This is a genomic window from Microbulbifer sp. SAOS-129_SWC (genome assembly GCF_039696035.1).
Lineage (GTDB): Bacteria > Pseudomonadota > Gammaproteobacteria > Pseudomonadales > Cellvibrionaceae > Microbulbifer.
In genome coordinates, this window is the sequence record NZ_CP155567.1 from 4288027 (window position 1) to 4302877 (window position 14851).

Genomic DNA, 14851 nt, shown 5'->3' on the forward strand with positions numbered 1-14851 from the left:
TGCTATGGCCGCGCCTGCTCAGAGCCGTTTTCCCCGAGATGCCCCGCCGCCAGCGCACCCGGCAAAACCTCTCCCGGCGTTTTCAGCGCATCCGTTATCTGCGGAACCGGATTTTTCATCACGAACCGATTTGGCACTGGCGAGATCTGACCCAGCAGCACCAGGAGACGCTGGAGGCCATCGCCTGGATCGAGCCGGCGGCGCAGGCATTGGTGGCCGCCGTGGATCGGTTTCCGGGGGTGCACCAGGAGGGACTTGCAGAGGTTGAGCGGCAGCTTCGGCGGTTTTGTTAATGACAAAGCCCCGGCAAGGAATCTGCGCCGGGCGTTGTATTCTAGATTTAAGCTAATTTAACCATGGGCAGCCCAAACAGCGTGTTTGTTCAGCCTTCCCCCGCATTTCGGACAACCAACTACAGGGAGCGCTTTAGCACGATTAAACGCCGCAATTCGATCAGGGCTTCCTGTGTAAATGTCATTTGATAACGGGGTCGCAACCCACCCTTTCCAATCACATGACTCGCATTCGCCCTGCAAAAGCTCTACTCGCCTATACTCATCCCCGATTAAACAAAGGACCAGAAACCACCACTGCCCGAACGTTTGAGGCCCTCTATGCAAGGCAAGAGCTAATCTATCGGAGCCAGAAATTACCTTCCACCAAAACTGCGGAATACCAATTTCCGAAAGGGGCTCTCCATCTATGTCAGCCCCTTCCAAAATCGCTATAGACTCATCACCAGAAAGAACAAAAATCTCTTCTTCATCAACAACAATCGAATGCAAGGAAGCAGAATTCAAGTTGCCCATCATTCAATCCTCTCCATCATCATTTGAGCCCGAATAAAATATTCCGACTCGCTCCCATTCACAGGGGTTTCAATCAACTTGTGCCTATTTACTCTTTGCATATAAACGGCTCCCCCTCTTGCAAACTTCCTCGCTACGCTCAAGTCTGTGGTCACTGAAAACATACTTCTCGGAGGATTTGGAAATTCCGTTCCCGCGCTAGTTTGAACACGAGCTAAATTTTCCTCTCCCCCATACATAGCTACAAGCTCAGCGTGACGCCTCACAGCAACAACCCCGGCTTTTGCGGCAGTTTCCATTCTCATACGAGCGGTAACTTCTTCACCAGACCAAAATTTATCTCCGATCTTTTCCTGATAATAATTTCGAGCTGCATCACTCATTATCAGACCAGTTTCTTTTTGAACTTCTATTTCAGACCGTAAATCCGTACCTCGATAGACAGTAATGTAATCGTCTGGATTATCGTAGCTACTCGATGTTAATAACGTGCTCATGCCAAACAGGCTTGTCAGGAAGCGGGCACCAACACCAAGCAGGCTTCCGGCAGCCCCCCAAGGTAATACTCCCGTTGACGCTGCATTAACACTCTGCCCACTAGCATCTTTTACCTGCTGCACATTCTCTCGCGCACCAAGAGACAATTTTTCCGAGGCAGCCCCAGGTATTTTTGCTTTAGATAGCGCATTATTTATTGCTTGATTATTAAACCCATTACCTTGTGCCGACACAGCATGATTCTTTCTAGCCATATCGGTTACGCTTCCACCCCAATTCGCCGTTGGCAAATTACCGCAGATACTTGCCAGCCTCGATGCGGCACAATATCCACTCGGGTCAGTACCCGCCAATGGGTTGTTCATAATGTAGGAATAAGGGTTCAGTGACTGACTATTCCCCGGCGCCTGAACAACCGGATCAACCGACAAGAACCGCCCAAGATTGTAATCATAAGCCCGCCCATTCATATGAATCAACTCGACATCATCCAGATGCTCGTGATCCGTAAAGCCCCGGGTGGTGAAGCTGCTCTCCAGCGTTGGCACCGCCTTGTCGAGGATATTCCCCTGGCGTGGCTTGCCGAACGGGTCGAAACTGTGGGTTTCCTTCAGGTTGCCCGACTCATCACCAATGGCTACCGTCGACCCCAGGCGGTCGCGGTGGGTAAAGCCGACGGCGTAACTGGTGCCGCTGGCGCCCGAGGTGTTGGTGACCACGGCAATATCGTCGATATAGTGTCGGTACCTGGTGCCCCCGCCGCCGCTGATACGCTCGAACAACTTGTCGATATAGACCGTTGTCTTGCCCGAGGTCTGGTTGATCTGCCTGTAACGCTTCTGGTCGGCGCCGTAGGAGAAGTACAGGTCGGTGCCATTGCGGCTGATATGCAGTGGTTTGTTAAAGGCGTTGTACCAGATGTTCTGGTTGCTGCCCGGTGAACAGCTTCCGCCCGCGGCCTCGCCAATGCGGTTGCCGTTGGCATCATAGCAATAGCCAACGCTACCACCGCCGATCAGGGCGACACTCTTGACCGCACTGGGCCCGCCGGTACTACCGCCCGAGTAGTCGTAGCTGGTGGCGAAGTCGTCTTTTTTCAGCAGGTTGCCGATGGCATCGTAGTCGTAGTCGATTGCGGGGCCATTGGTTCTGCTGCTGTAGTCGAGACGATTCAAGGCGTCGTAAGTGTAGGTCTCCGTGTTCATGGACGGACTGGCACTCGGCACCTGCACCGTCTTGTGCCACAGGTTGCCGAAGTTGTCGTAATCGTATGCCAGGGCTTGATGGTTCTCGATCAGGTTGTCGAAAGTGGACCCGGACATCTGCCCAGTCTGGTCATAGAAATCGCGCCCGATCGTATAGTTGCCGGCGGCAACATTGGCGAACTCCCACTCGCCCCACGCATCCATCTGGGTGATTTCCCGGTAGGTGTAGTCACTGCCCGCGTTACTGGTGCGGTAGCGGTACCCTGCGCTGTTGTAGCTGTATTGCAGCGTCAACCCATCCGGATAGGTCATTCCCTTCAGGCGACCGAGGTTGTGGTCGTATTGGTTCAGGGTTACAAAATCTTCACCAGCAATGGTGGTCGTTACCTGATCCGGGCGACTCAGGGCGTCGTAGTGGTAACTGCGGCTGTAGTCGCCATCACCGGTCATGGCCTTATCGGGCAGGCCGATACCATTGGCGGCGGCGTCATAAGTCCACGAGGCATCGATTGTGCCGTCCACCAACCGCTGATCGATCCGGCCGAGCTGGTCGTAGTGATACTCGACCACCTGCAGCTTGGCATCGGTCTCGGACTCCACCTCGCCGAAGCCGGTATAGGTAAAGGACTTGAGGCCCATGTTCGGGTCGTCCACCGACTTCTTCTGCCCCAGGGCGTTATATTCGGCAATGATGCGGTTGCCGAGGGCATCCTGCAGCACTATCGGGTTGCCGGCGCCGTCGTAGGCATAGTCGGTGCTGCCCTGTAACGCATCCACCGTCTGCGTCAACTGCTGCAGGCCATTGTAGGTACGGTACATCAGCCGGCCATTCACGTTGACCTGTGTGGTAAAGCCCAGGTTCTGCTCGTGGGTGTAATGGATATCCAGCAGCTGACCGTTGGTCTGATCCACCGTCTTGTGCAGCGCGCGGCCCAGGGTGTCATATGCCAGGTAACGGGTGCCATAGCTGTTGGCAGCGCTGGTGTAGTGGGGCACGGATTGGAAGGTGACCTGGCCGAGCGCATTGAACTGCTTCTCGGTAACCACCCAGTCGGCACCGTCGAATGCCTGCACCTCGTTGCGGATCACCCGGCCCAGGCTGTCGTGGTAGCTGATCTGGGTGGGCTTACCGGCCTGCTGCTTGATGGTCTTGTACACGGCACTCGGCGCGCTGCTGCAGGGGCTACACCACTGCAGCGCGGTATGCGCATCCGGCGCCGTCTTGAGGCCGAGGGCACTCGGTGCCGTGACGGTGATGGCACGGCCAAAGGCATCGTAGCCAAAGCTGGTGGTCAGCCCATTGGCATCGGTTACCGAGTCAGGCTTGCCAAATGCCGCGTTGGTTACGGTAGTCACCGCATGCCCCAGGGCATTTTTTACGGTTTTCGGGAAATACCCATCAGTACTGAATGCCGTTGTCTGCACAAAGCGCGACGCGGTCTCCCCCTGGGCGGTCGTGGTCACTTTCGTGGGCAGGCCATCGCTATTGTAAATCGTGTCAACCTGGCTCCATTTGCCATCGGAGGGTGTCGTTTTCACCTGTGAGGGTTTACGCGCGTCATCATCCCAAAGCAGGTAATCCACCACCAGGGACTCGTCGTTATCAGTACCGGAAGCTATCGCCACACCATTGCGGTTCTGAATGGCGTGCTTGGTGACCGTCTGTTGCAGCGGCTTATTGAGCCACCAGTTGGACTGGTCCGCAGTCACGTACTGGGTGTCCGTGGTACTGGAGACGATATGTGAGCTGTTCGCCTCTTCGTAGCGGCTCTCCGCCGACAGCAGGTTGCCCCACTGGTCAAAGCTGCTGGTCTGGCTTTGTGTATACAACTCCGTGCGAGAGTTGCCGGACTTCCCGAGCGTCCGGTGGACGGTACTCTGCTCCTGGGGGCCGACAAAGTAGGGATCGTTTGCGGACACACTCCAGTTATCGGCGAGCGTACTTACCGTTACCGGCGAGGCCTGGCCACCCTTGGGCCAGAACTGCCACACAAAGCTGCTCTCCTCGAAAGGATCAACGCTGTCGCTATCGGAGACCCGGTCACCCAGCTCCCACTTGCGCTGCTTGTACAGCTTGCCGGCCAGCGGGAATATCTGGTGGAAGTCGGACTGGGTCTCGATATTGGCTGCCTGGTCCTCCTCGATAATGGTATGGAACCCCTGGAAGCCGCGACCCTTGTGGTTGTATACCGCCCCCTTGTAGCGATACTCGGTCGCATTCAGGCCGCCGATACCGTTGGATTCGCTGTGTTCCGCTACAACGTACATACTGGAGGTAAACTCGAAATGGTCAAGTCGAGTAGCCTGATCCAGGTTGTCCAGGTAACCGCCGCGTTCATAGAACGGCCTGTCGTCGATTACCCCGTCACCGTCGCTGTCGCGGGAAGATAACGGACGGTAACGCCACTCATCGCGCACTCCAAAGCCATCCTCTGCGGCCACCAGCATATCGGTCGGCTCATAGCGCTCGCTGCCGGTCGCCGAGCCGCGATTGCGGTTGATGTAAGCACCGTAGGCCTTGCCCGACATTACACCGCTGTCGCTGGAAATCGAGCACCACTCATTGCGACAACCGTAAGTGAATACCAGGTCCTGCAATCCGTTACCAAAACCGTCGAAAGCCGCAGACTGGGTGGCTGAGCCGACTATCTCGGTAGGAACAAGTTCGGCTTTAAAGGTGCCATCGCTGTTCTCAACAAACTTAAGCGCATTGTACTGGTAGACACTGTCGTCCAAGTTATCGACATCTATGGCGTGCCACTGGCGCCCTGCATCCGAGGAGTAGTCCAGAAGCTTGTCATACAAGTCATCGCCGCAGACAGTAATTTGCTGCAGTGTCGATGTACCTTCAAAGCTACTCAACTTCTGGCAAGAGGTAACCAGCCTGGTACCGGGCATCAATATCTCATTGCGCCCATCGGCATCTATATCAAACTGCCGAAAACCTCCCGAATACCTGGCATACACGGCGATCCGCCACTCAGCGGAAGCGCTGTGATAGTACGGGAACTTCTTGGTTTCAATAAGGCCGGCACTGTCTTGAATGGTACTCCAGTCGGAGAATACGCCGCCCCCCTGATTCAGGCTGAGCAGCAAACCGCCGCCATGCTCCCAGGTGATCCAGTCGAGCAGACCATCACCATTAACATCCAGGAAATAGTGGAAATAATAGACCCCTGTTGTCATATCCGGCTGGGCATGCGCACTCATAGTAACCGGACTGAATGTCACCGTACTGGGGGAAGCACTCTCGGCCAGGAACATACGCACCGGCATGGGCTGGCGCGACAGGTTGCTGCCATTGTTAATTGGGAGATCGTTATTGAACTCTACAAAGTCCGGCACCCCATTGCCGTCCATATCGCCAACAAACTGTACGGAGGTAGTGCGGTGCACTCCATCGGAAGAGTCATAGCTATATATCTTCTTGCCGTTATCAACGAATGGTGCTGAGTCATCTCCGGTATGCAAGTAGAGATATATGTCGCCAGAGCAGCAGTTACCTCTCTCTATCACAATATCCGGCCGGCCATCGCGGTTAAAATCGGAGATATAAGATACAAACTCTCCGCCCCCACTACCGGCCATTGGTATCCCGGTGGAAATCCAGTTGTTCGACGAATAGGCGATCTCCAGGATTCCATTCTGGGATCTCCAGCTGTCCGTTTTTCCGTCCTGGTTAAAATCTCCGGAAGCACAATTACGGCTCTGGGTTATAAAGCTATATTGACAGGTATGCAGGTCATCTGATTTTGTGCTGACAAACCGTCCTTCAGCATCCTGCTGCCAGGTCGGCCAGTCCACCACGCCATTGCCATCGGCATCGCCTTTCGGACTGACATCAGCTATCTCGCGAGCACCTTGAAGCTGCTCAACGAAATTTCCCGAAGAATCCACATAGCCTACTTTCTCCAGCGCAAAGCTCTCAGCGGCGTCTTCCCAGGTAAAGTTCGTCGCAGTATGGCATTTTGTGCTGGAACCCTCGTAACCGCACTCCTGGAGGCTGCTCAGCAGGCTCCGCTGCGAGGCATCACTCACCTTATACCCTGTACGATACTCCAGGACCTTGGCCGAACCCACATAGGTAAAAATTTTGTCCAAACGCTTCGTCTGCCGGGTCAAACCTCCCGCCAGGTAACGGGAGGAAACATCTGGCCTTGGCTCATAAACAAAATTGATCCGTCTATTACCCTGCGTTGATCCATTTCCGGTGTAATAGATGTTGTCAAGGAGATACTCTCCACTGCCATTATTTCCATATTTGTACACTATGGAATTGGCAGATACGGTCCGATCCTCTTCGCGGCTAATAGCCCAGCTCAAGGGTGCCGGTGCGCCTGCCGGAGTATGTCGGCTATCCGCGCTATTGCCGTAATAGCGAATTCGACCATTCTTCAATTCTGCAACAAAGTAGGTTCCAGAGGAGTTGATCCCTCCGGACTGAGTGATCCGGGTAAAGTCATCCAGCTCTTTCCGATACACCGCCCCGGAACTTCCATATGTACCGCTGATTAGTAGCAGACGCTGACCATCCAGGCACAGCCGATCATCACTGGAACTGTATTGGACTGGCTTGATAACGCCGTCATGCACCAGTGTTTCGCCACAGCGACTGATCGCGGACGTCGCGGAGATTGACCAGCCCATACCGAGGACACCATTGCCGCCCTGACTGGAGTAGGACAGGTTCACGCTGGGCTGCACCTTATTTCTACCCGGCGGAATATGAATTTGAACTCTATAACTCGCTTGGCCACCGCTGACGCTACCAGCCGCGGACAGCGCTCCAACGGTCCTAGCGTGCGCTGCAGACGCACCCATGGTATTCAGGGCATTCTCGACCGAGACATAATCCGTATTTGCCCAGCCTGGAGCAGGCACCACCGCCACAGCTGCAGAAGCGGGGCTGTAATCGCTACATGACCACGCGTACTTGTTACAGGCTCGCACCGAGAACTGCCAATCCGATTGTGTCAGCCCCCTGACGATGGCCTCGTTATACTGAATAGCACCAAGGCCGCTATCGGACCAAGTGCCATCCACTTCGCGCTGCTGTAACTCGTAATAGATATCAGCTCCAGGAGCGACATCCCACGTCACATATACGGAACCACTGCTGGTATCCGCATGAGACGGCGCCCCGGGATCTGTGGGCCTGTGCGCAACAATTAATGACCTGGAATTACTGGGGGCGGAGCAGCCCGCGGGGTTACAGGCCACAACAACATAGCTGTAGCTGCCATCGGCCAGTTCAGCGGGTTGATAACTGTGAGGCGTATTTGGAGCTTTTTTATTCCCGGAGTTGCTTGTCAGCGTATACGTCGGTGAGGTTGAACCGTTTTCATAAATCTCATACTTATCTGCAAACTCACCGGTCAAATCCTGCCAACTAATATTTACCAAACCATCAGTGCTGTTTGAAATAGCATTGATTACTGGCTGTGATGGCGGGTTTATTTTCCAAATTTCAGCACCTGCTGTGGCACTCCAGTTACTGCTGCAGCCCTCGGCATTACAGTTTTTACTACGGAACTCATAATTTCCGTCTGCCAGATCAGAAACGGTAAAACTCGTACTGGAGGAGATCTGGCTTTGCGTAGGCCAACTTCCACCTGCGGTACGCATCTGCCATTGAACCTGATCGATAGGCCCGGTACTTGTCGATGTAATTCCCAACATCCCACTATAAGAGGTATTGGTCGAGCTACCAGTATCAATACTCAAATTGGGAACGCTGGGCTCAATAAGCACATCAGCACTTACCGGCCCCCGGCTTCCCAAGGAATTCTGTATGCAGGAACCTCCTGCCCCCTCATTAATGCACTGCCATCCCACAAGGGTATAGCTGTAACTGCCACTTACTGAGAGCGTATCGGTATATGTACGACCCTGACCAGAATAGCTCCATCCGGAGTCATAGATGGTAACTCCACCTCTTTTCAGTGTTACTTTATCGACAGCCCAATCTTTCCAAACCAACTGAACTTCACCGCGATCCACATTCTGCACGAAGAAATCCGGCAACGTGATGACCACAGTTTTCAGGCCGGTCCAGCCGCTGCAGGAAGTAACACCACTGTAGATACTGCAAGACTGGACACGATATGAATAGTTGCCATCGGTGCTTTTGGTGAAGGTCCTGCTGATGCCACTTTGGGTCCAGCTTCCCGATGATGCACCACTCTCTTCCAGGTTGTAACTCTCTGCTCCGGAAGTCGAATTCCAGCTCACAGTGTAGATTCCGTTAGAGGAGCTGCTGGGCACCGTAAGCCCAGCAGGAACCGCGGGCGCACGAGACACAATGACATTACCGGATGTCTTATAGTTTCCGGTGACGCTATTTTCTATCGCTGCCACGCGGTATACGTATGTACCCGTCCCCCTGCCGGACAAAGTGGTACTGGTTCCAGTGCCGCTGTAGACATTCGACCAGCTACCACCGTCTTTCTGCTCCTGTAGTTGATAGCTCGCCGCACCAGCCACACTCGCCCAGGAAATTGCGACACTACCGTTGGTACTGGATGCCGGAACGGTAATCGAAGAAGGAGTGCGGACTACGGTTATACTCTTTGTTGCCGAATAGTAGCTACAGCCACTGAAACAGGCGCGAACTCTATAGTCGTAAACGCCTGTTGCCCTCGCAGATAACGAAGCTGATGCAGAAGAGTTGCTATACACAGTGGACCAGCCGCCACCGTCCTTATTCTCCTGCAATTCATATCTACTCGGCGCCCCAGAAGCGGCACCCCAGCTTACGGTATACGATCCCGTTTTATTATTTGCCGAAAGGGAAATGGCACCCGTCTTGGGAATATCCACTTCAACTGTAGCTTGTCCCTTGAGAGCCATGAGACCAGGTTCTGTGCATTTCCCCTGCATATCGTATTGCCGACATTCTGTGCCAGACAAAAGTTTATAATCCCAGGTTCCGGAATCAGCACTGCTAACCGGAAAAGTACCACCAGAGGCGCTTACAGCAGGATCTCCCGCAAGAACATCATTATGATAGATCTTTAACTTGGCATCCGGGCCTGATGTAGCAAGGTAGCTAATCGTATAAGAGCCAGTTGTACTGCTGCCTGGGCCGGAAATTTTCGGGATGGTTACTGAGACGGTACTCTTGGCTGTCCAGCTTCCGCAGGAAATGACACCGCTATAGACATTACAGGCCCGCACCCTGTATGAATAATCTCCATCTGAACTCTTGGTGAAGCTTTTGCTAGTTCCGGTTGGGGACCAGTTCCCTGTTGCCGCACCACTTTGCTCCAGTCTATAGCTGTCTACCCCACTAACAGCATCCCAACTTACAGAATAAGATCCTGAAGAGGCTGCAGGCACGGAAAGACCAGTAGGCACGCCAGGTGCCCGGGAAACTATTACGTTGCCAGAAGTTTTATAGGAACTGGTAACGCCACCCACAGTGACAGAAATACGATATTTATAGGCGCCCGTTGCGCGCCCCGTTAGCGTTTTACTCGTTGACGACCCAGAATATACATTTGACCAAGAACCGCCGTCCTTCTGCTCTTGTAGTTTGTAGCTGGTAGCACTCGATACACTCGCCCAGGAAACAGCTACACTACCACTCGTACTTGAGGCCGGTACAGAAATCGATGTGGGGGGAAGCACCACAGCAATAGTACTTTTTGCTGTATAGGCGCTACAGGACTTTACACTGCTGTAGACATTGCAAGCACGCACCCTATATGAGTAACTGCCATTCGCAGTCTTGGAAAAACTCTTACTGGTACCTGTAACAGTCCAACTACCGTTGGCGGCATTACTTTGCTCCAAGGTGTATTCACTGGCATTGGTTACTGAACTCCAGCTTACGCTATAAGAACCATTACCAGAGCTAGCGGGTACAGTGATAGACGAAGGAACGGCCGGAGCTCGAGAAACAATTACTGTTGCAGAGGTTTTGTAATTACCAGTGTATCCATTTTCGACTGCCGCCACTCGATACACATAGCTTCCGGTGCCGCGTCCCGTCAGCGTTTTGCCTGTTCCGGTGCCGCTATATACATTTGCCCAGGATCCGCTATTTTTTCGTTCCTGCAGCTTATAACTAGCCGCACCGGATACAGATGACCAACTGACAGACACACTGCCATTCTTACTGCTTCCGGGAACACTAATGGAACCGGGCGTGCGGATAACTGTAATGGATTTTATTGCAGTGTAATTGTAACAACTGATCTTTGAAGAATAATCGCTATCATTACACGCCCTGACACGATATTCGTATATGCCAGTAGCCTTTCCACTGACACTTTTACTTCTTGCGCCACCGTTATGTATTCTGGACCAACTACCGCCATCTTTGCGTTGTTGTAATTCGTATCGGTCTACAGGCCCGGTCGCAGCCCCCAACTTATGGTATAGGAACCGTCTTTATCTGTTGTAGCCAAGCTAATAGACCCCGGGACACCCGGCCTTTTTAGCATTTCTACTTCAGCGTCACCGATATACTCTCCTGCATACGCAGAGGAAGCCAAAAAGAACAGCGGGTTTTTCTTTAACCTTTCCCAAAAGGCAAATGGACAATTAGGAATACATCCGCCACCGCCGCCAATACTTGTAGGCTCACCGGAGACGCTATATTTCCAGATCCCTTCGGACCTATTTGTCACCTTGTACGAACTTATTATCCCAGAAGGAGTTATAGTTCTCTGGAAAACGCCATTCTTATATTCGGCCAAGTGAACCAATGAATATGAGCCGGACCAATCGACAAAAATAGAACCATCCGACCCATTTGCAGTTGCAGTAACTGCTGCAGCATTGACTGAAACACAACACCAAAAGGCGAAAAAAAGTAATCTATTAATTACACTTTTTGACTTGGCAGTTTTCCGTTTTTCGGTAATCGAATATAAATTTTTGAATTGAATTTTTTTGTCAACCCAAACATTTATTATTTTTCTGTATTCCAATTTCTCAGCCTAATAAAATCCGCAGACGCAAGGCCGAGAAGTTTACCTCTGGGCGACACGGGAAAATAAGGGCAATAGATATACAACTGTCAGGATATTCAGGTTCAATTAGATAAAAAAGCGACAGACGTGATAAGCGTCACAAATACGGAAGCGTCCGGAAAATTGACAGGTTCAGACTCTTGCAAATCGCAACTGTTCAGGATTTTTATTAATTGGCATCGACTGCAATGACCCACAGATCGACATTTACAGTCGATTCGCCACATCCAGCATTCTGTTGGCAAAGCCCCACTCGTTATCGAACCAGATCAGTACCTTGACCAGCCTGCCGCCGGCCACCCGTGTCTGGCTGGCGTCGACGATACCGGAGCGGGTGTCGTGGTTGAAATCGCAGGACGCGAGGGGCTCCTCGGTGTAGCCGAGAATACCGGCGAACTCGGATTCGGCGGCGGATTGGAGCAGGGCGTTCACTTCGGCCTGGGTGACAGACTTGTGCACCTGGATGGAGAGGTCGATGGCGGACACGTTGACCGTGGGAACGCGCATCGCCTGGGCTTCGAACCGGTCGGCCAGGTGCGGCAGTATGCGCTCGATACCGCGGGCGAGGCCGGTGTCCACGGGAATGATCGAGGTCATTGCCGAGCGCGTCTTGCGCAGGTCGGTGTGGTGGTAGGCGTCGCTTACCGGCTGGTCGTTCATGGCCGAGTGAATTGTCGTGATAACACCGGCGTCGATACCGAAGGCCCGGTCCAGGGCGTAGATCACCGGCACGCTGCAGTTGGTGGTGCAGGAGGCGGCGGAGACGATGGTTTCGCCCCCGGTCAGGATTTTATCGTTGACGCCGTAAACGATGGTGGCGTCCACGTCGCGACTGGCGGGCTGGGAGAAAAGCACCTTTTTTGCACCTGCTTTCAGGTGCAGTTCGGCCCGCTCGCGCTCGGTGAAGCTGCCGGTGCACTCCAGCACGATATCGATATCGTGTTTGGCCCAGTCGAGGTCTTCCAGCGCTTCGTGGTGAGTAACCGCGATGGGATCGCCGTTGACGATGAGCGTTTCGGCTTCGGTGGAGACGTTACCGGCAAAACGGCCGTGGACCGAATCGTATTTGGTCAGGTGGGCGATGGTGGCGCAGTCGGCCAGTTCGTTGATCGCCACTATCTGCATGCGGTCGCGGGCACCGGATTCATACAGGGCGCGCAGTACTGACCGGCCGATGCGGCCGTAGCCATTGATGGCGAGGCGGATAGTCATTGAACAGTCGCCGGCTTTGGCATGGGGGTTAGCTCCGGGGAAGACTGGATCCCGGCCTGCGCCGGGATGACAACTCTAAATAACGATCAATTCGTCATGCCGGCGCAGGCCGGCATCCAGTTCACGGGTATGGTAGGGAATTACTTCAGCAGCTTTTCCACGGTCTCGACCACGTTGTCGACGGTAAAGCCGAACTCCTTCATCAGCGCGCCGCCGGGGGCGGATTCGCCGAAGGTGCTCATGCCGACGATGGCGCCGTCGAAGCCGACGAACTTGTACCAGTAGTCCTTGTGGGCCGCTTCCACGGCGACGCGGGTGCGCACGTTCGAGGGCAGTACGGATTCGCGGTAGGAGGCGTCCTGCTCCATAAACAGTTCCGCACAGGGCATGGAGACCACGCGGATGTTCTTGCCGGCCAGTTTTTCCTTCGCGCCCATGGCCAGCTCCACTTCCGAGCCGGTGGCGATGATGATCGCTTCCGGTGTGCCGTTGCAGTCCGCCAGCACATAGCCGCCCTTCTCCACAGCCTTCAACTGCGCGTCGTCGCGTTTCTGCGGCGCCAGGCCCTGGCGGCTGAAGATCAGTGCACTGGGGCCGTCTTTGCGCGCCACGGCCGCCTTCCAGCTCACCGCGGATTCGGTAGCGTCGCAGGGGCGCCAGGTGTGCAGGTTGGGGGTCGCGCGCAGTGCGGTCAGCTGCTCCACCGGCTGGTGGGTGGGGCCGTCTTCGCCCAGACCGATGGAATCGTGGGTGTAGACGAACAGCACGCGCTGCTTCATCAGCGCGGCCATGCGCACGGCGTTGCGCGCGTATTCCATAAACATCAGGAAGGTCGCGCCGTAGGGCACGAAGCCGCCGTGCAGGGCGATGCCGTTCATCATCGCGCTCATGCCGAATTCGCGCACGCCGTAGTAGACGTAGTTGCCGTCGGCGTCATTGGCGCTGATACCCTTGGAACCGTTCCAGATGGTCAGGTTGGAACCGGCCAGGTCGGCGGAGCCGCCGAGGAACTCGGGCAGCAGCGGGCCGAAGGCATTCAGGGTGTTCTGGCTGGCCTTGCGCGAGGCTACCTTCTCGGCGTCCTGCTGGCACTGCTTGATGTATTCGTCGGCTTTTACCAGGAAGTCCGCCGGCAGTTCACCGCTGACGCGGCGCTCGAATTCCGCCGCCAGCTCCGGGAACTCCTCGCGGTAGTCGGCGAGAATATCCTTCCACTCGTCTTCCTGCGCCTCGCCCTTACCGCGGGCGCTCCAGCCCTCGTAGATGGCTTCGGGAATCTCGAACGGCGCGTAGGGCCAGTTGATGGTCTCGCGCACCAGTGCCACTTCGTCTTCGCCCAGTGCGGCACCGTGACACTCTTCACGGCCCTGCTTGTTGGGGGAACCAAAACCGATCACGGTCTTGCAGCAGATCAGTGTGGGCTTGTCGGTTTCCGCGCGGGCCTCCTCGATGGCCTTCTTGATCGCCGCGGAGTCGTGGCCATCCACGCCCGGGATCACGTGCCAGCCGTAGGCTTCAAAGCGCTTGGGCGTGTCGTCGGTAAACCAGCCTTCCACTTCGCCGTCGATGGAAATGCCGTTGTCATCGTAGAAGGCAATCAGCTTACCCAGGCCCAGGGTGCCGGCCAGGGAGCAGGCCTCGTGGGAGATGCCCTCCATCAGGCAGCCGTCGCCGAGGAAGCTGTAGGTGTGGTGGTCTACCAGCTCGTAGCCGGGGCGGTTGAACTGTGCCGCCAGCACCTTCTCCGCCAGCGCCATACCCACGGCATTGGTGATGCCCTGGCCCAGCGGGCCGGTGGTGGTCTCCACGCCCGGCGCATAGCCGTACTCCGGGTGGCCCGGGGTCTTGGAATGCAGCTGGCGGAAGTTCTTCAACTCCTCGATCGGCAGGTCGTAGCCGGTCAGGTGCAGCAGCGAATACAGCAGCATGGAGCCGTGGCCATTGGACAGCACGAAGCGGTCGCGGTCGGCCCAGTGCGGGTTGGCCGGATTGTGCTTCAGGTAATCGTTCCACAGGACTTCGGCGATGTCCGCCATACCCATGGGCGCACCGGGGTGGCCGCTGTTGGCTTTCTGGACGGCGTCCATCGACAGGGCGCGAATGGCATTGGCCTTTTCTCTGCGTGACGGAGTAGAAGACATAGGGGAGC

General features: G+C 54.9%; 6 protein-coding genes. 1 reads left to right on the forward strand and 5 read right to left on the reverse strand.

Annotated elements, in window-relative coordinates:
- Positions 1-38 precede the first annotated feature (38 nt).
- The gene (locus tag ABDK11_RS18205; protein ID WP_346837948.1) at positions 39-293 is read left to right on the forward strand and encodes a hypothetical protein; all 255 of its coding nucleotides are present in this window, start codon (positions 39-41) and stop codon (positions 291-293) included.
- A gap of 57 nt (positions 294-350) precedes the next feature.
- Here ABDK11_RS18205 and ABDK11_RS18210 read toward each other — a convergent pair whose 3' ends face one another.
- From ABDK11_RS18210 to tkt, 5 genes are all read right to left on the reverse strand, one after another.
- Positions 351-812: a hypothetical protein gene (locus ABDK11_RS18210; RefSeq protein ID WP_346837949.1), complete on the reverse strand. Its 462-nt coding sequence runs from the start codon at positions 810-812 to the stop codon at positions 351-353.
- On the reverse strand, positions 809-8743 hold the full coding sequence (locus ABDK11_RS18215) for an RHS repeat-associated core domain-containing protein (protein WP_346837950.1): 7935 nt from the start codon (positions 8741-8743) through the stop codon (positions 809-811). Before ABDK11_RS18215 ends, ABDK11_RS18210 begins: the two co-directional genes overlap by 4 nt.
- A gap of 2117 nt (positions 8744-10860) precedes the next feature.
- Positions 10861-11448 (reverse strand): hypothetical protein, encoded by a 588-nt coding sequence (locus ABDK11_RS18220; protein ID WP_346837951.1) that lies wholly within the window; start codon positions 11446-11448, stop codon positions 10861-10863.
- 249 nt (positions 11449-11697) lie between these two features.
- Positions 11698-12702, reverse strand: a complete 1005-nt coding sequence (gene gap / locus ABDK11_RS18225; protein ID WP_346837952.1) for a type I glyceraldehyde-3-phosphate dehydrogenase — start codon at positions 12700-12702, stop codon at positions 11698-11700.
- 140 nt (positions 12703-12842) lie between these two features.
- Positions 12843-14843 carry a transketolase gene (tkt, locus tag ABDK11_RS18230; protein WP_346837953.1) on the reverse strand — a complete coding sequence of 667 codons (2001 nt, stop codon included), beginning with the start codon at positions 14841-14843 and terminating at the stop codon, positions 12843-12845.
- Positions 14844-14851 lie beyond the last annotated feature (8 nt).